General features: G+C 70.0%; 21 protein-coding genes. 11 read left to right on the forward strand and 10 right to left on the reverse strand.

Going from position 1 to position 22,402, the window contains the following annotated elements:
* The first annotated feature begins 3 nt into the window (after positions 1 to 3).
* The 7 genes from nadC (at position 4) to OG858_RS26725 (ending at position 4,769) form a co-directional block, all read left to right on the forward strand.
* Entirely contained in the window at positions 4 to 990 is a 987-nt protein-coding gene (gene nadC, locus OG858_RS26695; RefSeq protein ID WP_086750216.1) for a carboxylating nicotinate-nucleotide diphosphorylase, read from the forward strand.
* Between the two features lie 14 nt (positions 991 to 1,004).
* Positions 1,005 to 1,802: a type III pantothenate kinase gene (locus tag OG858_RS26700; protein ID WP_086750217.1), complete on the forward strand. Its 798-nt coding sequence runs from the start codon at positions 1,005 to 1,007 to the stop codon at positions 1,800 to 1,802.
* 305 nt (positions 1,803 to 2,107) lie between these two features.
* Complete coding sequence (locus OG858_RS26705; RefSeq protein WP_319065626.1) at positions 2,108 to 2,794, forward strand: hypothetical protein; 687 nt, start codon at positions 2,108 to 2,110, stop codon at positions 2,792 to 2,794.
* A 19-nt stretch (positions 2,795 to 2,813) separates the two neighbouring features.
* Positions 2,814 to 3,005: a hypothetical protein gene (locus OG858_RS26710; RefSeq protein ID WP_319065488.1), complete on the forward strand. Its 192-nt coding sequence runs from the start codon at positions 2,814 to 2,816 to the stop codon at positions 3,003 to 3,005.
* A 133-nt stretch (positions 3,006 to 3,138) separates the two neighbouring features.
* Positions 3,139 to 3,600: a BlaI/MecI/CopY family transcriptional regulator gene (locus OG858_RS26715; RefSeq protein ID WP_373420767.1), complete on the forward strand. Its 462-nt coding sequence runs from the start codon at positions 3,139 to 3,141 to the stop codon at positions 3,598 to 3,600.
* 9 nt (positions 3,601 to 3,609) lie between these two features.
* Positions 3,610 to 4,143 carry an amino-acid N-acetyltransferase gene (locus tag OG858_RS26720; RefSeq protein ID WP_046705119.1) on the forward strand — a complete coding sequence of 178 codons (534 nt, stop codon included), beginning with the start codon at positions 3,610 to 3,612 and terminating at the stop codon, positions 4,141 to 4,143.
* A 290-nt stretch (positions 4,144 to 4,433) separates the two neighbouring features.
* Positions 4,434 to 4,769 carry a histone-like nucleoid-structuring protein Lsr2 gene (locus OG858_RS26725; RefSeq protein ID WP_086746555.1) on the forward strand — a complete coding sequence of 112 codons (336 nt, stop codon included), beginning with the start codon at positions 4,434 to 4,436 and terminating at the stop codon, positions 4,767 to 4,769.
* Here the strand turns inward: OG858_RS26725 and OG858_RS26730 are convergent.
* Positions 4,748 to 5,404, reverse strand: coding sequence for an SCO3374 family protein (locus OG858_RS26730; protein WP_086746554.1), 657 nt, complete (start codon positions 5,402 to 5,404; stop codon positions 4,748 to 4,750). The genes OG858_RS26725 and OG858_RS26730 overlap by 22 nt on opposite strands.
* A 462-nt stretch (positions 5,405 to 5,866) precedes the next feature.
* Between OG858_RS26730 and OG858_RS26735 the strand changes: the two genes are divergently transcribed.
* Both OG858_RS26735 and OG858_RS26740 read left to right on the forward strand, forming a co-directional pair.
* Positions 5,867 to 8,392 carry an ATP-dependent Clp protease ATP-binding subunit gene (locus OG858_RS26735; protein ID WP_037702414.1) on the forward strand — a complete coding sequence of 842 codons (2,526 nt, stop codon included), beginning with the start codon at positions 5,867 to 5,869 and terminating at the stop codon, positions 8,390 to 8,392.
* A 1,559-nt stretch (positions 8,393 to 9,951) separates the two neighbouring features.
* Complete coding sequence (locus OG858_RS26740; RefSeq protein ID WP_179200786.1) at positions 9,952 to 10,566, forward strand: M23 family metallopeptidase; 615 nt, start codon at positions 9,952 to 9,954, stop codon at positions 10,564 to 10,566.
* 72 nt (positions 10,567 to 10,638) lie between these two features.
* Here the strand turns inward: OG858_RS26740 and OG858_RS26745 are convergent, their stop codons facing one another.
* Positions 10,639 to 10,827 carry a hypothetical protein gene (locus OG858_RS26745; RefSeq protein ID WP_046705123.1) on the reverse strand — a complete coding sequence of 63 codons (189 nt, stop codon included), beginning with the start codon at positions 10,825 to 10,827 and terminating at the stop codon, positions 10,639 to 10,641.
* A gap of 91 nt (positions 10,828 to 10,918) precedes the next feature.
* Positions 10,919 to 11,530, reverse strand: a complete 612-nt coding sequence (locus OG858_RS26750; RefSeq protein WP_327744785.1) for a TetR/AcrR family transcriptional regulator — start codon at positions 11,528 to 11,530, stop codon at positions 10,919 to 10,921.
* Between the two features lie 167 nt (positions 11,531 to 11,697).
* On the opposite strand from OG858_RS26750, the gene OG858_RS26755 reads away from it, so the two are divergent.
* On the forward strand, positions 11,698 to 13,299 hold the full coding sequence (locus OG858_RS26755) for an MDR family MFS transporter (protein WP_319262532.1): 1,602 nt from the start codon (positions 11,698 to 11,700) through the stop codon (positions 13,297 to 13,299).
* A 250-nt stretch (positions 13,300 to 13,549) separates the two neighbouring features.
* Here the strand turns inward: OG858_RS26755 and cseC are convergent, their stop codons facing one another.
* The 6 genes from cseC to OG858_RS26785 form a co-directional block, all read right to left on the reverse strand.
* Positions 13,550 to 14,935, reverse strand: a complete 1,386-nt coding sequence (gene cseC, locus OG858_RS26760; RefSeq protein ID WP_319065487.1) for a two-component system sensor histidine kinase CseC — start codon at positions 14,933 to 14,935, stop codon at positions 13,550 to 13,552.
* A 14-nt stretch (positions 14,936 to 14,949) separates the two neighbouring features.
* A complete protein-coding gene (gene cseB / locus OG858_RS26765; protein WP_319065486.1) occupies positions 14,950 to 15,657 on the reverse strand; it encodes a two-component system response regulator CseB in 708 nt (235 codons plus the stop codon).
* Between the two features lie 107 nt (positions 15,658 to 15,764).
* Positions 15,765 to 16,448: a hypothetical protein gene (locus OG858_RS26770; RefSeq protein ID WP_319262529.1), complete on the reverse strand. Its 684-nt coding sequence runs from the start codon at positions 16,446 to 16,448 to the stop codon at positions 15,765 to 15,767.
* Positions 16,436 to 16,987: a SigE family RNA polymerase sigma factor gene (locus OG858_RS26775; protein ID WP_086754158.1), complete on the reverse strand. Its 552-nt coding sequence runs from the start codon at positions 16,985 to 16,987 to the stop codon at positions 16,436 to 16,438. The genes OG858_RS26770 and OG858_RS26775 overlap by 13 nt, the downstream gene beginning before the upstream one ends.
* A gap of 378 nt (positions 16,988 to 17,365) precedes the next feature.
* Positions 17,366 to 18,283: an HhH-GPD family protein gene (locus OG858_RS26780; protein WP_086754156.1), complete on the reverse strand. Its 918-nt coding sequence runs from the start codon at positions 18,281 to 18,283 to the stop codon at positions 17,366 to 17,368.
* A 245-nt stretch (positions 18,284 to 18,528) separates the two neighbouring features.
* Complete coding sequence (locus OG858_RS26785; protein ID WP_328544345.1) at positions 18,529 to 19,626, reverse strand: LLM class flavin-dependent oxidoreductase; 1,098 nt, start codon at positions 19,624 to 19,626, stop codon at positions 18,529 to 18,531.
* Between the two features lie 359 nt (positions 19,627 to 19,985).
* On the opposite strand from OG858_RS26785, the gene OG858_RS26790 reads away from it, so the two are divergent.
* The gene (locus OG858_RS26790) at positions 19,986 to 20,813 is read left to right on the forward strand and encodes a hypothetical protein (protein WP_328544344.1); all 828 of its coding nucleotides are present in this window, start codon (positions 19,986 to 19,988) and stop codon (positions 20,811 to 20,813) included.
* A 425-nt stretch (positions 20,814 to 21,238) separates the two neighbouring features.
* Here OG858_RS26790 and disA read toward each other — a convergent pair whose 3' ends face one another.
* Entirely contained in the window at positions 21,239 to 22,363 is a 1,125-nt protein-coding gene (gene disA / locus OG858_RS26795) for a DNA integrity scanning diadenylate cyclase DisA (protein WP_037702381.1), read from the reverse strand.
* Positions 22,364 to 22,402: the final 39 nt, after the last annotated feature.

Below are 22,402 nucleotides of genomic sequence, written 5' to 3' on the forward strand. Positions count from 1 at the left end.
GACGTGAGCACCCCCGAACTTCCCCTCGCCTCCGGCGGCGGCTGCGGCGACGGCTGCGCCTGCGGCGCCGACGACGGGTCGACCGAAGAGGAGTACCTGCAGTGCGGGCTCGATCCCGCGCTCGCCCAGCTCCTGGCCGACGCCGGACTCGACCCCGTGGAGGTCGAGGACATCGCCAACGTCGCCATCCAGGAGGACCTCGACCACGGCGTGGACGTGACCACGGTCGCGACCATCCCCGAGGACGCCCGCGCCACCGCCGACTTCACCGCCCGCGAGGGCGGCGTCGTGGCGGGCCTCAGGATCGCCGAGGCGGTCCTCTCGGTGGCCTGCACCGACGAGTTCGAGGTCGAGCGGCACGTCGACGACGGCGACCGCGTCGAGGACGGCCAGAAGCTCCTCAGCGTCACCGGCGCCACCCGCGATCTCCTCACCGCCGAGCGCAGCGCCCTGAACCTGCTGTGCCGCCTCTCCGGCATCGCGACCGCCACGCGCGCGTGGGCGGACGCGCTGGAGGGCACGAAGGCGAAGGTGCGCGACACCAGGAAGACGACGCCGGGGCTGCGCTCCCTGGAGAAGTTCGCGGTCCGCTGCGGCGGCGGGGTCAACCACCGCATGTCCCTCTCGGACGCGGCCCTCGTCAAGGACAACCACGTGGTCGCCGCGGGCGGTGTCGCCCAGGCCTTCAAGGCCGTGCGCGAGATGTTCCCCGAGGTGCCCATCGAGGTCGAGGTCGACACCCTCCACCAGCTCCGCGAGGTCCTCGACGCGGGTGCCGACCTGATCCTCCTGGACAACTTCACGCCGCTCGAGTGCGAGGAGGCCGTGGGGATCGTCGCCGGCCGAGCCGCCCTGGAGGCCTCGGGCCGCCTGACCCTCACCGACGCGAAGGCGTACGCGGACACGGGCGTCGACTACCTGGCCGTCGGAGCCCTGACCCACTCGGCCCCGATCCTGGACATCGGCCTCGACCTGCGCGCGGCCGAGTAGGGCGGGGACGGGTCATGCTGCTGACGATCGACGTGGGCAACACCCACACCGTCCTCGGTCTGTTCGACGGCGAGGACATCGTCGAACACTGGCGCATCTCCACGGACGCGCGCCGCACCGCCGACGAACTGGCGGTCCTCCTCCAGGGCCTCATGGGCATGCACCCGCTCCTGGGCGAGGAACTGGGCGACGGCATCGACGGCATCGCGATCTGCGCCACCGTCCCGTCCGTCCTGCACGAGCTCCGTGAGGTGACCCGCCGCTACTACGGCGATGTCCCCGCGGTCCTCGTCGAGCCCGGTGTGAAGACGGGCGTCCCGATCCTGACGGACAACCCCAAGGAGGTCGGCGCCGACCGCATCATCAACGCCGTCGCCGCCGTCGAGCTGTACGGCGGCCCGGCCGTCGTCGTGGACTTCGGTACGGCCACGACGTTCGACGCGGTCAGTGCGCGCGGCGAGTACGTCGGCGGCGTCATCGCCCCCGGCATCGAGATCTCCGTCGAGGCCCTCGGCGTCAGGGGTGCCCAGCTCCGCAAGATCGAGGTCGCCCGTCCCCGTAGTGTGATCGGCAAGAACACGGTCGAGGCCATGCAGTCCGGCATCATCTACGGGTTCGCCGGCCAGGTCGACGGGGTCGTGAGCCGCATGGTCCGCGAACTCGCCGACGATCCCGAGGACGTGACGGTCATCGCCACCGGTGGACTGGCGCCGATGGTGCTCGGCGAGTCCTCCGTCATCGACGAGCACGAGCCGTGGCTGACGCTGATCGGGCTGCGGCTGGTGTACGAGCGGAACGTGTCGCGTCTCTGAGGCTTGTTCCGCCCCCGCCGCCCCTACCCGTCCCCTCCTCGGGGCTCCGCCCCGGACCCCGTTCGCGTGGTTCCCCGCGACCCTGAGAAAAGGGGCGCGGGGAACCACGCGAGAAGCCCGCCCACCCGCAGCCGGGGGTCGAAGGGGCGCAGCCCCTGGAGGATGGGACGGGTAGGGGCGGCGTGGGCGGAAGAAATCCGTCCACGCGGGTGGAACCCCGGCGCCACGCACTGTCGGGTCATCTCTTTTGTCTGATTAGCGCGTATCGTCGCCGCATGCCCACGCCCCACGGAACCCGCGGCGGCATGGCGTTCGGCGCGGAGGAGCTGCGTGTGCTCCGTCGTGCCCTCGCCCTCGCCCTCAATCCCAGCCCCGTCTCCGCGGAGGAGGTGCAGGACTGCCTCCGGCTCGCCGAGTCCGTCGACGAGGCGACCCGCGAGGACGCCCGCCTGAGGGCCTTCCTGCTGGCCGACCTCGCCCGCTACCGCGCCGCGCTCCCCGGCACGGTCACGGGCTACGCCGCGCTCCTCGCGGAGGCCCTGGACACCGGGTACCGACCCCACCCGGACGACCTCGCCGCCCTGCGCGCGCTGCGCGGCAGCCCCGCCGCCGCAGCCCTCCTGGAACGCTGCCGTCCGCTCGCCGAACAGGACGTGCGCGCCCGCTTCGCGGGGCGCGCGGCCACGTCGGTGGTGGTCGTCCCGGCCTCCCGCTCCGGCTCCGGCCGCTCCCGGCTCCGGCTCACCGCTCTTCCCGGAGGCCTGTCGGAACAGGACACACACATGCGCGGCGCCGCCGGAGAGCCCGCCCAGCCGAAGCCCGCCCGGCCGTCCCGCCCCGCCCAGCCCGCCGAGAAGCCGGGCCCGGTCCCCCGGCCCGACGCCCCGAGCCCGGCCCGCCGCCCCGTCCCCACCCCCGGCGAGGTCTTCCCGCCCAAGCGCCGACCGGCCGCCCCGCCCGCGAACCCGCCCCAGCAACTGGCCGCCGTCTAGCCCTGGCTACCCTGGACCCATGGACTACGTCTCCGCGCTGCTGCCCCCCTTCGTGATGGCCGTGCTGTTCATCGCCGTCATCAGAGTGATCGTGAAGACCCAGGGCGGCCCCAACAAGGCCAAGGAGGACGCTGTCGTCGACGCGGCGCTGGCCCGCGCGGAGAACGCCCGGCAGGCCGACGGCACCCGCCCCAAGGGCACCGGCGCCTGACGCGACCCGCCTCGTCGGCGTACGACTCGTGAGTTTTTCGAGTCGTACGCCCTTTTTGTTCTGTTTTCCAGGGGTCTTTCGGATACCGTGCGGAACTGTGCCTCGCCCATTGGGAGAACTCGAAGACGCGGTCATGACGCGGGTGTGGAAGTGGAACCGCCCGGTGACCGTTCGGGAAGTCCTGGAAGACCTCCAGCGGGAACGGTCCATCGCGTACACCACGGTGATGACCGTTCTGGACAATCTCCACCAGAAGGGCTGGGTGCGCCGGGAGGCGGAGGGCCGGGCCTATCGTTATGAGGCGGTCTCCACCCGCGCCGCCTACGCGGCCGCACTGATGAACGAGGCCTGGTCGCAGAGCGACAACCCCGCGGCCGCTCTCGTCGCCTTCTTCGGGATGATGAGCGAGGAACAGCGGCAGGCGCTCACCGACGCCGTACGCATGGTGGAGGGCCCCGACCCCGTCAAACCGGAACCGGCCGCGCCGGCCGCCCCGGTCGTCGAAACCCCTGTTGAAACCGTCGGAGAATCCGCCGAATCGTCCGGCGAAACACAGGGGACCCCCGGCGAATCCCCGGATCTCCCCGGGCGATAGCGTCCGCTCATGCCAGCAACGCGTCCAGGAGTCACCGCAAAAGCCATCACCGTCAGGCGGGCCCGGACCAGCGATGTCCCGCACGTGCGCCACCTCCTCGACTCGTTCGTCCAGCGCCGCATCCTGCTCGACAAAGCGACGGTCACGCTTTACGAGGACATCCAGGAGTTCTGGGTCGCGGAACGGGACGACAACGCCGAGGTCGTGGGCTGCGGCGCGCTGCACGTGATGTGGGAAGACCTCGCGGAAGTCCGCACTCTCGCGGTGAACCCGGACGCCAAGGGTCTCGGTGTCGGTCACCAGTTGCTGGAGAAGTTGCTCCACACCGCTCGCTGGCTGGGTGTTCGCCGGGTTTTCTGTCTGACCTTCGAAGTCGAGTTCTTCGCGAAGCACGGCTTCGTGGAGATCGGGGAGACTCCGGTCGACACCGATGTCTACGCGGAGCTGCTGCGTTCCTATGACGAGGGCGTCGCTGAGTTCCTCGGTCTCGAACGGGTGAAACCGAACACCTTGGGCAACAGCCGGATGCTTCTGCATCTGTGATCGTCAGGGATCCGGAAGGAACCTCGAGGTTCATCGGGGAACCTCGCCCCTTATTCCACCGGGGTCGCCTTGCCCGGGTGCCCTATGTCCGAAACGCGCATGTTTCCGGTCTTCCTCGGGCTCCCCGCCCTCTCCGCAGCCTCTCCCCGGTCTCTCCCAGGGGTTTGTGTTTTTCCTGGAAAAGCGGTTTGCTTTCCGACGTACTGCAGTACTGCATATAACAGGGGACGTGAAACAGCGGCGCACGCCGCAGGCCCTCGGTCCTGAAGTTATCGATGAAAGGAAATCCAGTGGCACAGAAGGTTCAGGTCCTTCTTGTCGACGACCTCGACGGCGGCGAGGCGGACGAGACCGTGACGTTCGCGCTGGACGGCAAGACGTACGAGATCGACCTCACGACCGCCAACGCGGACAAGCTTCGCGGCCTTCTCGACGCCTACGTCAAGGGTGGCCGACGTACCGGAGGCCGTGCTTCGGGCGGGCGTGGCAAGGCCCGTGCCGCCGCCGGCGGCAGCCAGGACACCGCGGCCATCCGCGCCTGGGCGAAGGAGAACGGCTACGAGGTCAACGACCGCGGCCGCGTCCCCGCCTCCATCCGCGAGGCCTACGAGAAGGCCAACGGCTGAGATTCCGACGGCCCGGTGCTCGCGCGCCGCAGCCGGACGCGGTGGCAGTGCGTCGCCACCGTGTCCACCACTCGCACGAGGTCGGGGGCGACCCCACCGCCTCCCAACGCCGACATGCTCGGCAGCGAGGGTTCCACCTCGCACCCCGGCTCGGGGGGCCGCAGCCAGTCGGCGGCCCCCTGTGAACCGGCCTCCCCACGCCCGCCCGCGAGCCTTCCGGCCCCGCCCGGAGGCGTCGGCGCCACCATGTGACCGCCCGTTCCGACGGCAGTGAGGTCCAGGTCGAGGCCGCCCCAGTCCAGCCACTCCAGCAGACCCGGCAACTCCTCCGCGCAGCCCGCCGCGACCAGCAGCAGCATCCGCCCGCCGCGCAGCGCCACCGGCGAACCGGGACCGGGCACCGGACCCAGATGCCTGAGCGCCGCGACCCCCGCTTCCGCCGGTACGTCGAGCACATCGAAGCGCAGGCCCGTAAGGAGATGTACGGGCGTCCCGGGCACGGTCGCCCAGCCGAGATCGTTCTCGTACCACTGCCGCACCGCGTCGCACGCGATGTCGCCCGGAACATCGCGCTCGACGGTGCCCGGGTCGTCGCTCGGGTCGAGCGGTCGGCGGGGAAGGGGGACGATGGCCATGTCAGGAGCAACCGTGCGAAGGACCCCGGAGTTACGCTGGGTGTCGGAGCGTATGCGAAGGGTGCCGGGAAAGGGGGCGTTCCGTGAGATGCGACGACGCAAGGGTGTTCGCCCTTAGCGGAGGGAACCGGTGCATCCGGCATGGAGTGTCAGTGCCTACGGGTAAGACATCCCTAGTGGGAGGGGGCGACACGCAGGAAAGGCCGTCTCACGTTCGCCATCGGCGTACTGATGGTGGGGGTAACTGCCTGGCCTGCGGGAACATCGTCTCGCACCATCGGGTTGAGCAGATGTCGGCGTTCGGGCGGCAGGAGGCAGTAACTTCTGTCTCCGCGAGAGCGGAGGTGAACCGGACGGTGTCGGCAGTTGGAATGAGCGGTCCCCGCTTGCGGGACTAAGCTGCGGAAGGACAGAGAGGGGAGCGTCCCCTAACTGCCTGACCGCTCTGAGGAGCGATTAACGATGTTCGAGAGGTTCACCGACCGCGCGCGGCGGGTTGTCGTCCTGGCTCAGGAAGAAGCCCGGATGCTCAACCACAACTACATCGGCACCGAGCACATCCTCCTGGGCCTGATCCACGAGGGTGAGGGTGTCGCCGCTAAGGCCCTGGAGAGCCTCGGGATTTCGCTCGAGGCGGTCCGCCAGCAGGTGGAGGAGATCATCGGGCAGGGGCAGCAGGCCCCGTCCGGGCACATCCCCTTCACCCCCCGTGCCAAGAAGGTCCTGGAGCTCTCGCTCCGCGAGGCCCTTCAGCTGGGCCACAACTACATCGGCACGGAGCACATCCTGCTCGGCCTGATCCGTGAGGGCGAGGGCGTCGCCGCCCAGGTCCTGGTCAAGCTGGGCGCAGATCTCAACCGGGTGCGGCAGCAGGTCATCCAGCTGCTCTCCGGTTACCAGGGCAAGGAGACCGCCACCGCCGGCGGCCCCGCCGAGGGCACCCCCTCGACGTCCCTGGTCCTCGACCAGTTCGGCCGGAACCTCACCCAGGCCGCTCGTGAGTCCAAGCTCGACCCGGTCATCGGGCGCGAGAAGGAGATCGAGCGGGTCATGCAGGTGCTGTCCCGCCGCACGAAGAACAACCCGGTCCTGATCGGTGAGCCCGGCGTCGGCAAGACCGCCGTCGTCGAGGGCCTCGCCCAGGCCATCGTCAAGGGCGAGGTGCCCGAGACCCTCAAGGACAAGCACCTCTACACCCTCGACCTCGGCGCACTGGTCGCCGGCTCCCGCTACCGCGGTGACTTCGAGGAGCGCCTGAAGAAGGTCCTCAAGGAGATCCGCACCCGCGGCGACATCATCCTGTTCATCGACGAGCTGCACACGCTGGTCGGTGCGGGTGCCGCCGAGGGCGCCATCGACGCCGCGAGCATCCTGAAGCCGATGCTGGCCCGTGGTGAGCTGCAGACCATCGGTGCCACCACGCTCGACGAGTACCGCAAGCACCTGGAGAAGGACGCCGCGCTGGAGCGCCGCTTCCAGCCCATCCAGGTCGCGGAGCCGTCGCTGCCGCACACCATCGAGATCCTCAAGGGCCTGCGGGACCGCTACGAGGCGCACCACCGCGTGTCCATCACGGACGAGGCCCTGGTGCAGGCGGCGACGCTCGCCGACCGGTACATCTCGGACCGCTTCCTGCCGGACAAGGCGATCGACCTGATCGACGAGGCCGGTTCCCGGATGCGCATCCGCCGGATGACCGCGCCGCCGGACCTCCGCGAGTTCGACGAGAAGATCGCCGGTGTCCGCCGGGACAAGGAGTCCGCGATCGACTCGCAGGACTTCGAGAAGGCCGCCTCCCTCCGCGACAAGGAGAAGCAGCTCCTGGCCGCCAAGGCCAAGCGGGAGAAGGAGTGGAAGGCCGGCGACATGGACGTCGTCGCCGAGGTCGACGGCGAGCTGATCGCCGAGGTCCTCGCGACCGCCACCGGCATCCCGGTCTTCAAGCTGACCGAGGAGGAGTCCTCGCGTCTGCTGCGCATGGAGGACGAGCTCCACAAGCGGGTCATCGGCCAGATCGACGCCGTCAAGGCGCTGTCGAAGGCGATCCGTCGTACGCGCGCCGGTCTGAAGGACCCGAAGCGTCCCGGTGGTTCGTTCATCTTCGCCGGCCCGTCCGGTGTCGGTAAGACCGAGCTGTCCAAGGCGCTCGCCGAGTTCCTCTTCGGTGACGAGGACGCGCTGATCTCCCTCGACATGTCGGAGTTCAGCGAGAAGCACACGGTCTCGCGTCTCTTCGGTTCCCCGCCCGGATACGTGGGCTACGAGGAGGGCGGCCAGCTGACCGAGAAGGTCCGCCGCAAGCCGTTCTCCGTCGTCCTCTTCGACGAGGTCGAGAAGGCCCACCCGGACATCTTCAACTCGCTGCTGCAGATCCTGGAGGACGGTCGCCTGACCGACTCCCAGGGCCGGGTCGTGGACTTCAAGAACACGGTCATCATCATGACGACCAACCTCGGCACCCGGGACATCTCCAAGGGCTTCAACCTGGGCTTCGCGGCCTCGGGCGACAAGAAGACCAACTACGAGCGCATGAAGAACAAGGTCTCGGACGAGCTCAAGCAGCACTTCCGCCCCGAGTTCCTCAACCGTGTCGACGACGTCGTCGTCTTCCCGCAGCTCACGCAGGCGGACATCCTGCAGATCGTCGACCTGATGATCGGCAAGGTCGACGAGCGCCTCAAGGACCGGGACATGGGCCTCGAGCTCTCCCAGTCCGCCAAGGAGCTGCTGTCCAAGAAGGGTTACGACCCCGTGCTGGGCGCCCGGCCGCTGCGCCGGACCATCCAGCGCGAGGTCGAGGACACCCTCTCCGAGAAGATCCTCTTCGGCGAGCTGCGCCCCGGCCACATCGTGGTCGTGGACACCGAGGGCGAGGGCGACGCGGCCACCTTCACCTTCCGGGGTGAGGAGAAGTCGGCGCTGCCGGACGTCCCGCCGATCGAGCAGGCGGCCGGCGGTGCGGGGCCGAACCTCAGCAAGGACGCGTAACCCGCTGCGCTCGGCCTGAGCGAGAGCGGGCGGGGCTGCCCCGGGACTTCGGTCCCGGGGCAGCCCCTTTTGTATTTCCGGTGGTTCTTTCGGCCGTGGTTTCGGTTCTTCCGGCCGTGCCTCCGGTTCGGAGAACCGTGGCGGTCCTCTCGACGACGGGAGCCATCGGGGGAGTTCGAGGACGTGTTCGGGTACGTCGGTGACCTCGGGCGCGAGATGAATGGTGACCCGGCGCAGGTCCCGAAGGAGGCCGGGGAGTTTCGAGACGTCTTCGGTGCCGGAGAAGTCGGCGAGCCGCAAACCGGTGATGCCCGGCAGCACCGGCGCGGCTTCCCAACCGGTTGCGCCCCGGTTGGCGCGCAATTCCGTGAGTGCGGGCATCCGGGAGATCTCCGTGAAGTCGTCGGGGACGAGCCTTTCCGGGAGCTTGGCGAGGCTGAGGTGCTTCACCGCGTGCATACGGCTGAGGCCGGGTAGTCCGGTGAACCGCAGAGCCCCCTTGCCGAATCGTGGATAGTCCGGCGGTAGGCCCCGGGGAAGGGCTTCGTCGAGGGAATCCGTGTGGAGCGGGAAACCCAGGTCGAGCGCGTCCAAAGTGGTGGATGCCGCGAGTGAATGCAGGGCGCCGGGCTTTCCGGACCCGGCAGACGGTCCAATGTCGGCCAGGTGAGCGGGAGTTCCGTGGGCGGCCGCAGGTCCTTCCGATGAGGGTGCCGCCTCCGACGCACAGAAGCCTGATCCGGTCCTGCCCCGAGAGGAAGTCCAGGCCGCCGAGCACCCGGTTGTCACGCATCACGAGATTCGACGGCCCGTCCGGCTGCGGCGCCGCTCCGAGTTCGGCGGCACCGAGGTCGAGTGGGCGGTGAAATGGAGGCTTTCTTCCAGGAGAGGGCTGATGACTTCCCTGGCGTACCGCCGGGGTGGCGAACCGGTATCAGGACCAGGCGAGGGCCGGGACGGCGGCGTCGGTGCCGATGAGGGACGCGGTCAGAAGGACACGAGCACGGCGATCCTTCACCGCCCTGTCGACCCGACCCGACCCGTCCCCGCCCCGTCGTCCACGAACGGCTTTTCTGATCAGCGGCGTCATCGCGCTCGACGACAGGCGTATGTCTATCGCTGACGCCTCCACCATTCCCTCCTGGGGTCGCGTTCGGCCGGGAGGGGGTCATTTCCCCGCGTTTCGAGTGACGTGGGCCTCGTAGGCGGCGTCACACTCCACCGCTTTCCGATCCAGGGACCGGTGACATGGCGCACAGGATGCTCACCCTGTACTAGGCGGAATAGTGGATGCCACTTGAGGGGCAAAACGGACTTTTAGGTTGGGAGGTGCGGGTTTCGGGCGGTGGGGTGCAGGTGGGGATGTGTTTGTAGGTGACTGTCAAGGAGTGCGGGGATTTATGGGTGTGTACGACGTTCGGTCGTAGGTCACACGTTTGGGGGGTTTCGAGGCGTAGGGGTACCAAGGGTTATCCCATTCGGCGGTCGCAGAGATGCGCCGGGTGGGATTCGTGTCCGTCGAGGCACAGTCCTTGTCTCCGTCCTCCGTGAGGTACTCCATGTCGCAGCGTGTTCGCACTTCCCGCACCCGTACGTCCCAGCTCCGTGTCCGCGCCGCCGTGATGGCCGTCGGGATGGGGGTCTCGGGTGTGCTGGGGGCCGGGGTCGCGGCCGCCGCCGGTGGGGCTCAGGCCTCGGGTGCCGTGCAGGCCGCGAGCACCGGCACCGTCCAGGCCGCCGCCGCCAAGAAGGCCACCTCCTGGGTCAGCCCGGTGAAGGGCTACAAGCTGAGCGCGCGGTTCGCGCAGGCCGGCAACATGTGGTCCGCCAAGCACAGCGGGCAGGACTTCGCCGTCAAGAGCGGTACGACGGTCGTCGCCGCGCACGGCGGCACCGTCGTGAAGGCCGGCGGCAACGGCGCCGGTGACGGCCCCGCGTACGGCAACGCGGTCGTCATCAAGCACGGAAACGGCACGTTCTCGCAGTACGCCCATCTCTCGAAGGTCGGCGTGAAGGTCGGGCAGGTCGTCAAGACGGGCCAGCGCATAGCCTTCTCCGGCAACACCGGTAACTCCAGCGGGCCCCACCTGCACTTCGAGATCCGTACGACCGCCGGCTACGGCTCCGCCGTCGACCCGGTCGCCTTCCTGCGCACCAAGGGCATCACCATCTGAGCCCTCTGGGCCGGTGGCCGAGCCGTCTGAGCCGTCCGAGCCCTCTACGGCCGTCGCGTGTGGCGTGCCGTGTCAGCACGGGCCGTGGTCCTGGCCCGTGCCGCACATCGGGGTGTCGCCGTAGTGGTCGATGAGGACGAGCATGACCAGGAACATCACCACTGTCACCGCCGCCGTGACGGCGAGGGCGACGACGTGGCGGCCGCGCAGGAACTCGGCGCGTTCCTCCTCGGTCATGCGGGTGTATTCGTCGGCGTCCACGGGGGCCTCCTCGTGCGAGTGCCCGGGAGGTTCCCGAAAGCTCTGAGGTTTTACCCGGATATCGGGGCCTTCAAGAGCTTTGCGGGGGCCTTCAGGGGCTCTGGGTGCCGGCGTGTGCCTGTGTCACCAGATCGATCGCGACCTCCAGGACCGCCTGGCGCTTCTCCTCGGGGTCGCCTTCGACGTCCCGGAGGGCGAACATGCCGGCGTGCATGGTGAACAGGGCGCTCGTGCAGCGGACCTGGTCGGTCAGGGCGGCGTCGGGTTCCTTGATGGTGTCGACCAGGCGGATCATGCGGTCCTTGAACGACTCGCCGACGCTCAGCTCGCGTACCGTCGCCTGGTTCTCCTGCATGAAGCGGAACAAGGGGGCCACGTCGGCCAGGGCCACGCTGTAGCGACGCAGGATCTCCTGTTTGGTGTCGAGGGTGCGCGGCTGGGTGCCGGCCCATTCGATCAGCTCGTCGATCGGGCGCTGCAGATCCTGGAAGAGGCCGATGAGGATGTCTTCCTTGGTCTTGAAGTGGTAGTACAGCGCCGCCTTCGTCACATCGAGGCGTTCGGCGATCTCCCGCAGTGAGGTCTTCTCGTACCCCTGTTCGGCGAAGAGTTCGAGGGCGACGTCCTGGATGCGCTGACGGGTGTTGCCGCGACGCTGCCGCTTCGTCGTCGCGTCCGTCGCGTCCTGCGTCGTGTCGCTCATCCTCGTACTCCTCGCCGTCACGGAAGGCCCGGGTCCGGTCAAGCCTCGGCCAAGCCCGTCGAACTTACTTGACGCCCGGCTAGTTAGGGACCTAGCTTCCCTAAGTGTAGACAACTAGCCGGTCGGCAAGTAAGTGCACGGAGCTCCGGGGGGAGTGGAGGACCGCGATGGATGCGGAGACGAAGAACGAAGTGAGCGGTGGGGCCGAGAAGGACGGGCCCCAGCCGCGCAGTGTGCGGGTGGTGCTGCTCGCGCTCATGATCGCCATGCTGCTGGCGATGCTCGACAACATGATCATCGGCACCGCGATGCCTACGATCGTGGGCGAGCTGGGAGGTCTGGAACACCTCTCCTGGGTCGTGACCGCGTACACGCTCGCGACCGCCGCCTCCACCCCGATCTGGGGCAAGCTCGGCGACCTCTACGGTCGCAAGCGGGTCTTCATGACCTCGATCGTGATCTTCCTGATCGGGTCCGCGCTGAGCGGGATGGCCCAGGACATGGGCCAGCTGATCGCGTTCCGCGCGGTGCAGGGACTCGGCGCCGGCGGGCTGATGGTCGGCGTCATGGCGATCATCGGCGACCTGATACCGCCGCGGGAGCGGGGCAAGTACCAGGGGATGATGGCCGGTGTCATGGCCCTCGCCATGATCGCCGGGCCGCTGGTGGGCGGGTCCATCACCGACCACTGGGGCTGGCGCTGGTCCTTCTACATCAACCTGCCGCTCGGGGTCGTGGCGCTGGTCGCTGTGAGCGCCGTACTGCATCTGCCGAAGCCGTCGCGGGACGGGCGGTCGGCACGGAACATCGACTACCTGGGCGCGGCCCTGCTGACCGTCGGCATCACGGCGATCGTGCTGGTCACTACGTGGGGCGGGACCGAGTACGCCTGGGGGTCGGCCGTCATCATGGAGCTGATCGCGCTCGGGGTGGCCTCGCTGGTCGGGTTCCTGTTCGTGCAGAAGCGGGTGGCGGAGCCGGTGATACCGCTGCACATCTTCCGCAGCCGGAACTTCACGCTGATGTCCCTGATCGGGTTCTTCACCGGCTTCGTGATGTTCGGCGCGGTGCTGTTCCTGCCGCTGTACCAGCAGTCCGTGCAGGGCGCGTCCGCGACCAACTCCGGGCTGTTGCTGCTGCCGATGCTGGGGGCGATGCTCGCGGTGTCGATGGTGGCCGGGCGGGTGACCACGGGCAGCGGCCGTTACAAGGTCTTCCCGATCGTCGGGAGCGTCCTGATGATCGTGGGGCTGTTCCTGCTGGCGCAGATGGACACCGGTACGAGCCGGGTGACGTCCGGGGTGTTCATGGCCGTGCTGGGTGCCGGTATGGGGTGTCTGATGCAGATCACCATGCTGGTCGCGCAGAACAGCGTCGAGATGAAGGACATGGGGGTCGCCTCCTCGACCACCACGCTGGCCCGGACGCTCGGGTCGTCCTTCGGCGTCGCCATCATGGGGGCGCTCTTCAACAGCCGCGTGCAGGATGTGATGGCCGAGCGGGCCGGGGCGCTGGGTTCCAAGGTGACCGAGCAGTCGGCGCAGCTCGACGCGGCGAGCCTGGCGAAGTTGCCGGAGGCCGCTCGGGAGGCGTACCAGTACGCGGTCGCGTCGGGGACGCACTCGGCGTTTCTGCTGGGGGCGGTTGTGTCCGTGGTGGCGCTGGTGGCTGCTGTGTTCGTGAAGGAGGTGCCGTTGCGGGGGGCCGGGGGGCCTTCTGCGGAGGGCTCCGCCGGTGAGGCCGCGGTTCGGGAGACGGCGGCGATCTGATTACGCCGTGTGCCTTTGACCCCCTGAGCGCGCGGGAGAGCTCGGGGGGTTCGGTGCGTTGGCGGGTGCGGGTGCGTCGTGGTTGCTCGCGCAGTTCCCCGCGCCCCTTAAAAGCAGGGGCTGCGCCCGTGCTTTTAAGGCCCGCAGGGCCGGGGTCTTTCAGGCGCGCAGGGCCGAGCATCCCCTTCAGGGGCGCGGGGAACTGCGCGACCAGCCCCCACTCGCCCGCGGATGACGCACGACCCCCGGCTCACATCGGCAGCATCGGATAGCTGCCCGTGCTCGTCGGGGCGTGTTCCGGGAGCCACAGCACCGCGACCGCGCCCTCGGACGGTACGTCGTCCGGGGCGCCGGGCGGGCGGACGTTGCGGAAGGTGAGGCGGGCGCCCAGCACGCGCGCCTGACCCGCGGCGATGGTGAGGCCGAGGCCGTGCCCCTGGCCGGCGCGGTCGGAGGCGCCGGTGCGGAAGCGGCGGGGGCCGTCGGCGAGCAGGTCCTCGGGGAAGCCGGGCCCATGGTCGCGCACACGGATGACGCGGCCCTCGACGGAGACCTCGATCGGCGGCTTGCCGTGCTTCGCCGCGTTGGCCAGCAGATTCAGCAGGACGCGTTCGAGGCGGCGGGGGTCCGTCGTCACCTCCGACTCGTGCACGACCTGTACCCGCACCCCCGCGTCCTTCGCCGCCACCCGCCGGGCCACGAACTCGCCCAGCATGATGTCCTGCAGCTCGGCCCGCTCGGAGGCCCCGTCGAGGCGGGCCACCTCCAGGACGTCCTCGACGAGCGTGCGCATCGCCTGGGCCCGGTCGCGGACCAGCTCGGAGGGGCGGCCCGGCGGCAGCAGTTCCGCGGCCGTGAGCAGGCCGGTCACCGGTGTACGCAGCTCGTGGGCGATGTCCGCCGTCACCCGGCGCTCCGCCTCGATGCGCTGCCGCAGGGTGTCGGCCATGGCGTCCACGGCCCGCGCCAGCTCCGCGGTCTCGTCGCGTACGACACCGCCGATCGCGTCCTGCACCCGTACGTCGGACTCGCCCTTGGCCACCTGGTGCGCGGCGGCCGCCGCCTTGCGCAGCCGGCGGGACATCTGGCCGCCGATGAGCACACCGAGGGCCGAGCCGCCGAAGACGACCGCGATCGAGCCGATGAGCAGGGCCTGGTCGAGGTCACGCATCACCGCGGAGCTGTGGTCGGTGAAGTCGGTGTGCAGGGAGAGGACGCGCTTGTCCTTCAGCGGGACCGCCGCCCAGATGTCGGGCACCCCGTTCTCGCCCTCGGAGACGTACGTGGCCCGGCGGCCCTCCCCGACCCTGGCCAGCAGGTCCTTCGGGATGTCGGGGTCGTCGATTTTCACCCCGAAGGCGCCGGACTTCAGCGGGCGGCCCGACTCGTACATGCGCTGGGCGACCTGGATGCGCTCGTCGGCGAGGTCGCGTGAGTTGTCGAGCATCGACACCCGCGCCGCGTTGTGCACGACCAGGCTCAGCGCGACCGCCACCAGCGCGCCGACCAGCGCGATCGCGGCGCTCAACTGCCACCGCAGGCCGGTACGGATGCCCGAGGCGAGCCCCGCGCCGGTCCGGCTCGGGGCGGCGCCCGGTCCCCGCTCCCGCCCCCCTCGTGTCCTCCTCATGTCCATGCCGCCCCGCCCGCTCAGGCCTTGAGCTTGTAGCCGAAGCCGCGGACCGTCTCGATGCGGTCCTGGCCGATCTTCGTGCGGAGCCGCTGGACGTGGACGTCGACGACCCGGGTGTCGCCGCCCCAGCCGTAGTCCCACACGCGTTCGAGCAGCTTGTCGCGGGAGAGGACCGTGCCGGGGGCGGACGAGAACTCGAGGAGCAGCCGCATCTCGGTCGGCGTCAGCGCCACCGGCTCCCCGGACTTCCGTACCTCCATGCCCTCGGTGTCGATCACCAGTTCGCCGAAGGTGAGGACCCCGCCGGTGCTCGCGGCCCCGGCCTCCTCGGCCCTGCCGTCGCCGCCGGTCGCGTGCCCGAAGCGGCGCAGCACCGCGCGGATCCGGGCGACCAGGACGGCACCGTCGAACGGCTTGGTCACGTAGTCGTCGGCACCCGCCTCCAGGCCCAGCACCACGTCGATGGAGTCCGCGCGCGCGGAGAGCATGATCACGGGGACGGTCGACTCGTCACGGATGCGGCGGCACAGAGAGACCCCGTCGAGGCCCGGGACCATGACGTCGAGGAGCGCGATGTCGGGCCGGTCCGCGCGGAACGCCTCCAGCCCCGACAGCCCGTCGGGCATGGCCGTGACCGCGAAGCCGTCCCGCTCCAGTGCGAGCTGGGTGGCCTCGCGGATCACGTCGTCGTCCTCGACGAACAGGACATGGGTCTGCTCTGCCATCCGGTGATCTCGCTCGCTCTCGGTCGGGGTCGGTCAGGACCGGTCGGTACCGGCCAGGGTCGTTCGTGTTCGATGGCGATGGTCGGCGTCGGTGTGCGGCATCGGTCTCAGCTCGGCTCGGGGGTCGCCGACTCCGCGCCGCCCACCGCGCTGCTGTACTCGGTGCGCGTGCTGGAGCGCTGTACGAAGCCGTCCTTGATCCAACGGTAGGTCGTGACTTCCTCGCTGGACGGGTAGGAGGACGGGTCGCCATTCTCGTACAGCTGCCGGGTGACCAGGAGGTCGCCCCGGTCGATCTCCGCGTAGACGGGGGGCTGTTCGGAGAGGAAGACGCTCCGGTACTCCCCCTTCTCCGAGCGGTACACGTACGAGGCCACGCCGACGGCGTCCGCACAGGTCATCACATTGACAACGAGGTCGTCGGCCGAACTCCCGGTCAGGTCCCCGTACGTCACGTCCACCGGGTACTCGTCGGCCACGCACGGCTTCAGGTCGCTCTTCACGGTCCGGCTGACCTCCGGGTCCGCGCGGACCATGCGTACGACCTCGTCGACACTCGGGTGATCGCCGTCACCGTCGGCGTCGGCGGACGCGGAGACGGACGGCGAGGCCGCGCCCGCCGCGAGGGAGTCGTTGTCCGCCGGTCCCTCGTCGCGGGCGCCGGTGCCGCCCGTGCCGCAGGCGGAGAGGGAAAGGCCGAGGGCGGTGAGCACGGCCACCGCCGTGATCACCGCCTTCGGGGAATGCCTGGCCCCTGGCCCCGGGCCGGCCGCTGTGCTCAGGCCGCGCAACGCTCCTGCTCCTCGCTCGCTTCGAGCACGCGGGCGGCGCGCTCTTCGACGTCCCGCGACTCCAGCTCCTCGCGGAGCCGGGCCAGCGCACGGTGCAGCGTGCTCTTGACCGTGCCGGCCGACATACCGAGGGCGGCGGCCGTCTCCTCCGTGGACATCTGCTCCCAGTGTCGCAGCACCACGACACTGCGCTGCTTGGGAGCCAGGACCTTCATGATGTCCATGAGGAGGGCGCGGTCCGCGTGCTGCTCGGTGGAGTCGTCGACGCAGGCGTCGGGCAGCTGCTCGGTCGGGACCTCGTCCAGCTTCCGGGCCCGCCACCACTCCGTCCGCGTGTTGATCATGACCCGGCGCAGATAGGCGTCCGCCAGCCGCTTGTCCGCGATGCCGTCCCAGCGGCCGTACGTCCGTGCCAGCGCCGTCTGCAGCAGATCCTGGGCGTCCACCGGGTCCGGCACCAGCCGGCGGGCGCTGCGCAGCAGCGCGTCCTGCCGGGTACGGACGTACTCCTCGAATTCGAGCACCTCGCCGTGCGCCATGATCAACCGCCTCCGTTCCCCGTTTCCGACGTCCGCGCTGTCCGCGCGGTGCCGGCTGTCCGCCGCTTCGTCCCGCTGGTGCGATCCGCTGTGCGTGTCGCCCGTCCCGCCGGATCCGCTGGTTCGTTTCGCGGGTTCCTGCGGTACGCCAATGAAGCTACGGAGGGGTTGTCACGGTGACGTCCGAGACAGCCTGCGGAGAACGCTCGGCTGTCCGTCGGTTGTGTAACAGAAGGAGGAACGGGGTAAAGCGGTCCGGGCTTTGGGGAGAGAATGTGCCGATTTACCCCGTCGGGCGCGAGTGAAGGCTGTGTTGCGGTGAGGCCTCGGCGATGCGGGGCCTGTGACGTGGGGGTGTGACGTGGGGTGCGGTGGCGGTCAGGTGAGGGGAAGGCGGTAGAGGCCGCCCGGGAGGGGTTCCACCAGACCGTCGGAGACCAGCCCGTCGAGGGCGCGGGCGCGCTGTACCGGCTCGTCCCAGACCCGGTCGAGGACCGCCTGCGGCACAGGCGCGATCGCGTCCCTCAGTACGGCCAGCAGCTTGCCGCGGACCTGACGGTCGGTACCGGCGTACGTCTGACCGCGCCGCGCCGGACCCTCGTGCGGGGGCTTCCCGGCCAGCCGCCACGCGCACTGCCCGGCGATCGGGCAGCGCTGGCACGTCTCGTTCTTCGCCGTGCACACCAGCGCGCCCAGCTCCATCGACGCGGCCGCCCAGCGGGAGGCCGTACCGTCGTCCTCGGGCAGCAGGGTGCGGGCCAGTTTCCGTTCGGCGGCCGTGGTCGCGTTCGGCGGGTACTGGGTGCCGCCGACCGCGCGGGCGAAGACGCGCCGCACGTTCGTGTCGAGGACGGCGTGCCGCTGCCCGTAGGCGAACGACGCCACCGCCGCGGCCGTGTACTCGCCGATCCCCGGCAGCGCGAGCAACTGCGCGTGCTCCCGCGGTACGTCCCCGCCGTGCCGTTCCGTTATGGCCACCGCCGCGCCGTGCAGCCGCAGCGCGCGACGCGGATACCCGAGCCGGCCCCACGCGCGCACCGCCTCACCCGGCGGCTCCTTCGCGAGGTCCGCCGGACGGGGCCAGCGCGCCAACCACTGCTCGTAGACGGGCAGTACACGGTTGACCGGCGTCTGCTGCAGCATGAACTCGCTGACCATCACCCCCCACGGCCCGGCCTCCGTCCGCCGCCAGGGCAGGTCACGGGCATGCGTCTCGAACCAGGCGATCACCGGGGTGTGCAGTGCGGTCGGGGTTGCGTCGGCAGGGCTGTTCTGAGGCTTCGTGGGTGCAGTCATGGCACGGTCGATCCTGCCATGCGGGGGTGGGTGGGGGTGGGTTCTGGCGGGGGGTGTCTGGGGTGGGTTGGTCGGTCGTGGGTGGCTGGGGGCCGGCCGGGCCGCGGAAGGGCACGGCCTCCGAGGGCCGGGCAGCAGGGGGCGCAGCCCCCCGCTTTTGAGGGACGTGGGGAACTGCGCGAGCAACCACGAACCACCCGCACCCGCCGACGCACAGGTACCCCCGAGCCCTTACGCGTGCGGTCTCACCCAGCGGAGCGCCACCCCAGTTCCGGCCCCAGCTTCGTCGCGATGTCGGTCAGGATCTGGACGTAGTCCTCGTGCTCGAAGGTGAACGGCAGCGCGAAGGCGACCTCGTCGACCTCACGGAAGGCGGCGTGGGCACGCAGTCGTCCGGCGATCTCGGCGGACGTGCCCACCAGGTCCGGCGCGAAGAGCAGCCGTCCCGGCCCCTGCGGCGCGGGGGTCCGGGGCAACCGCTGCGTCGCGTACGCCTCGTACTTGGCACGCTGCTCCGGCGTCGCCGAGTCGGTGGGGATGACGACGAGCCCCTGCGAGACCCGGGCCCGCTCCCCGTCGGGGTGATGCGCCCGGAACTCCCGGATGTGGGAGAGCTGGACACCGGCGAAGTCCACGGTCCCGGAGCCGGACGCCGACTTTGGCCCCTCCGCCTTCACCACGCTGCTGGTCAGGAAGTTCATGCCGTTCTCGGCGGCCCACCGCGCCGACCGGAGGCTGCCGCCGCCGTACCACATACGGCCACCCAGCCCGGGGGAGTGCGGCTGCACCCGTTCGGAGCTGTACTCGATATGCGGCTGCCGCCGCGTGGCCTCGAACCCCTCGGTGCCGCTGAAGTCGCTGGCCGCCTCGCCCCGGACGAAGCCGAGGAGCCGCCGGACCCGTTCGAAGCTGAAGTCCTCCGCGTCGGCGGTGTCCGGGTAGAGCGCCGCCTTGACGGTGTCGTAGTGCATCGGCGGCCCGACGCTGATCCCCGGGTTGAGCCGGCCGCCGGAGAGGAGGTCGACCGTGGCCAGGTCCTCGGCGAGCCGTAGCGGGTTCTCCCAGCCCAACGGGATGACGGCGGTGCCCAGTTCGATACGGCTGGTGCGCTGCGAGGCCGCCGCCAGGACGGCGACGGGGGAGGAGATGCCGTACTGCAGATGACGGTGGCGGAGCCACGCGCTGTCGAAGCCGAGCCGTTCGCCCAGCTCGATGATCTCCAGCGTCGACTCGTGGCCCCGGCGTGGGTCGGCCTCGTCGAACAGCCCGATGGTCAGAAACCCCAGCTTCCGCAACGGCCTCGATGCCGGTGCGGTGACGCCGGCCTCCACGGATCCGTCCATCGTCTTCTCCAGGTCCTCCGACGCGCTTCGGTGGTGGGAACGATTGTGGCAGGTGGGGACAGGGAGACGGTGAGCGGAGCCGTCCGGGACGAGGAGCTCGTCCCGGGCGTGGTGGCCGTGCGGGGATCTCGTGCACGTGTTCCGTGAACGGCTCTGTGAGGCTGGGGAGTTCATGCTGCTCGCCCGGCGCCGATCGGTCACGGAGGGTGGCCGTCCGGGCGTTACGATCACGCACCGCGATCATGTGCCGCCTGGTCGGGCCGGTGGTGGGAACGACCGGAATGATGATCCGGAAAAGATGCGGTTTCGGGCGGCGGGTGGGGCCGGGGAAGTGCCGGATCTCTCGTACAGTTTGCGCCGTGGGATCTCTGCGCAATCCGATCGGGCCGCTTCCCTCCACCATCTACTGGCGACGGAGGGCCATTCTGCTGACCCTCGTCGGCCTGCTCGCGATCCTGGTGGTGTGGGTCGTCACCGGCGGCGGGAACAGCGGGAACGACGCGGGCGAGCCCGACGGAAAGAATCCCGCGACCTCGATCACTCCCGGGCCGTCCGGGTCCGGCCCCGCGATCAGTGAAGCGCCGGGCGGGCGGGACGAGTCGGGCGACGAATCGAGCACGGGAGGCGACGGTTCGGGCTCCGGCTCGGGTTCCGGCTCCGGCTCGGGTTCCGGCTCCGACTCCGGGTCCGACTCCGGGTCCGCGGGCGCCGGTGGTGGTACGTCGGACGACGGCGGTAAGAACGGGAGCAGTTCCGGTGAGCAGGTTCCGGCGGGGTCCAGTCTGCCCAACTGCACTCCCGGGGCCGTGAAGCTGACCGTGCGCAGTGTGCGTAACGCCTACGAGCCCGGGGTGAACCCGACGTTCGAGCTCATTGCCCGTAACTCCTCCGGTGGTGACTGCAAGCTCGATCTCGGGCCGGACAACACGGTGGTGACGATCACCACGGCCGATGACGACGATGCGTTCTGGGCGTCCGACGACTGTCATGAGACCGCGGGCAGCCTGTTGTTCAGGGTGCCGGCCGGGGACCGGGTCACCTACACCGTGGAGTGGAACCGGGACCCCAGCGCGCCCAACTGCGCGACTCCGTCGGCGGGTTCGGCCACCGCCGGGACGTACCTCGTGGAGGCGAAGGCGCCGGGGCTGGCCACGGCCCGGACGTCGTTCGTGCTGGAGAAGGACTGACGGTCGGAGTCCGGCCGGGATTCTCTTCGCCCCCGCCGCCGCTGCCCTTCCCATCCCCAGGGGCGCTGCCCCTTCGACCCCGCGCCTCTGCGCGGGCCCTCTGGGGGCTGCGCCCCCAGACCTGCTGCCGGCTGTCGGCCTCGCTCGCGAATGCCGGACGGGTCGGCCTCGTCCTCGAACGCCGAACGGGTCGGCCTCGCTTGCGAACGCCGGACGGGTGGCGAATGCCGGGCGGGTCGGCCTCGCTCGCGAATGCCGGACGGGTCGGCCTCGCCCTCGAACGCCGAACGAGCTGATCGAGCCCGAGGTCGGCGGACGCCCGAGCGGGCTGCGTGTGTCGAGGCCGGCCGAGCGGGCTGCGTGTGTCCGAGGCCGGCCGCGTTCGGACGGGCCGCGTGTGTCCGAGTCGGGCCGGGCAGTGGTGGTCAGACGTAACGTTCCAGGATGGACGACTCCGCCAGGCGTGACAGGCCCTCGCGGACGCTGCGGGCGCGGGCCTCGCCCACTCCGTCGACCGTCTGGAGGTCGTCGACGCTGGCGGCGAGGAGTTTCTGGAGGCCGCCGAAGTGTTCGACGAGGCGGTCGATGATGGCGCCAGGCAGGCGGGGGACCTTGGCCAGCAGGCGGTAGCCGCGCGGGGAGACCGCGGAGTCCATGCCCTCCGGGGATCCGGTGTAGCCGAGGGCGCGGGCGACGGTGGGGAGTTCGAGGAGCTCCGCGTGGGTGAGGGCGTCGAGTTCGCGCAGGGCCTCGTCGACCGTGCGGGAGCGTTTGGCCGTCGGCTCGGGGACGTAGTCCCTGACCACCAGTTCGCGCTCCGGTTCGACGCCTGCGATCAGTTCGTCGAGCTGGAGGGCCAGGAGGCGGCCGTCCGTGCCCAGTTCGACCACGTATTCAGCGATTTCGGTGGCGATGCGCCGGACCATCTCCAGCCGCTGGGCGACCGCCGAGACGTCCCGGACCGTCACCAGGTCCTCGATCTCCAGCGCCGAGAGGGTGCCCGCCACCTCGTCCAGGCGGAGCTTGTACCGCTCAAGGGTCGCCAGGGCCTGGTTCGCGCGGGACAGGATCGCCGCGGAGTCCTCCAGGACGCGCCGGTGGCCGTCGACGTACAGCGCGACCAGGCGCATCGACTGGGAGACCGAGACGACCGGGAAGCCGACCTGCTTGCTCACGCGGTCGGCCGTACGGTGCCGGGTGCCCGTCTCCTCGGTGGGGATCGTCGGGTCGGGGACCAGTTGGACGCCCGCCCGGAGGATCTTGGAGAGGTCCGAGGACAGGACGATGCCGCCGTCGAGCTTGCACAACTCACGCAGGCGCGTGGCCGTGAACTCGACATCCAGGACGAAACCGCCGGTGCACATCGGCTCCACGGTCTTGTCGAATCCGAGCACGATGAGCCCGCCCGTGTTGCCGCGGAGAATCCGCTCAAGCCCGTCGCGCAGGGCCGTGCCTGGTGCCACGGCGCTCAGTGAGGCGCGCATCAGGCCATCGGCACCGGAGCTCCCGCCGGACTTTCCGGGAGCTGCTGCCCGGTCGTTGGCTGCCACTGCACTCCTCCGGTCGCAGGTTCTGGAACGCTCCCGTTT

It is taken from the genome of Streptomyces europaeiscabiei (assembly GCF_036346855.1).
Classification (GTDB): Bacteria; Actinomycetota; Actinomycetes; order Streptomycetales; family Streptomycetaceae; genus Streptomyces; species Streptomyces europaeiscabiei.

What these genes read in the sequence shown, in the direction of transcription:
- OG858_RS26700 (WP_086750217.1), top strand. Translation starts at nt 1,005, where the DNA reads ATGCTGCTGACGATCGACGTGGGCAACACCCACACCGTCCTCGGTCTG.
- OG858_RS26705 (WP_319065626.1), top strand. Translation starts at nt 2,108, where the DNA reads ATGGCGTTCGGCGCGGAGGAGCTGCGTGTGCTCCGTCGTGCCCTCGCC.
- OG858_RS26710 (WP_319065488.1), top strand. Translation starts at nt 2,814, where the DNA reads ATGGACTACGTCTCCGCGCTGCTGCCCCCCTTCGTGATGGCCGTGCTG.
- OG858_RS26715 (WP_373420767.1), top strand. Translation starts at nt 3,139, where the DNA reads ATGACGCGGGTGTGGAAGTGGAACCGCCCGGTGACCGTTCGGGAAGTC.
- OG858_RS26720 (WP_046705119.1), top strand. Translation starts at nt 3,610, where the DNA reads ATGCCAGCAACGCGTCCAGGAGTCACCGCAAAAGCCATCACCGTCAGG.
- OG858_RS26730 (WP_086746554.1), bottom strand. Translation starts at nt 5,404, where the DNA reads ATGGCCATCGTCCCCCTTCCCCGCCGACCGCTCGACCCGAGCGACGAC.
- OG858_RS26735 (WP_037702414.1), top strand. Translation starts at nt 5,867, where the DNA reads ATGTTCGAGAGGTTCACCGACCGCGCGCGGCGGGTTGTCGTCCTGGCT.
- OG858_RS26740 (WP_179200786.1), top strand. Translation starts at nt 9,952, where the DNA reads ATGTCGCAGCGTGTTCGCACTTCCCGCACCCGTACGTCCCAGCTCCGT.
- OG858_RS26750 (WP_327744785.1), bottom strand. Translation starts at nt 11,530, where the DNA reads ATGAGCGACACGACGCAGGACGCGACGGACGCGACGACGAAGCGGCAG.
- OG858_RS26755 (WP_319262532.1), top strand. Translation starts at nt 11,698, where the DNA reads ATGGATGCGGAGACGAAGAACGAAGTGAGCGGTGGGGCCGAGAAGGAC.
- cseC (WP_319065487.1), bottom strand. Translation starts at nt 14,935, where the DNA reads ATGGACATGAGGAGGACACGAGGGGGGCGGGAGCGGGGACCGGGCGCC.
- cseB (WP_319065486.1), bottom strand. Translation starts at nt 15,657, where the DNA reads ATGGCAGAGCAGACCCATGTCCTGTTCGTCGAGGACGACGACGTGATC.
- OG858_RS26775 (WP_086754158.1), bottom strand. Translation starts at nt 16,987, where the DNA reads ATGGCGCACGGCGAGGTGCTCGAATTCGAGGAGTACGTCCGTACCCGG.
- OG858_RS26780 (WP_086754156.1), bottom strand. Translation starts at nt 18,283, where the DNA reads ATGACTGCACCCACGAAGCCTCAGAACAGCCCTGCCGACGCAACCCCG.
- OG858_RS26785 (WP_328544345.1), bottom strand. Translation starts at nt 19,626, where the DNA reads ATGGACGGATCCGTGGAGGCCGGCGTCACCGCACCGGCATCGAGGCCG.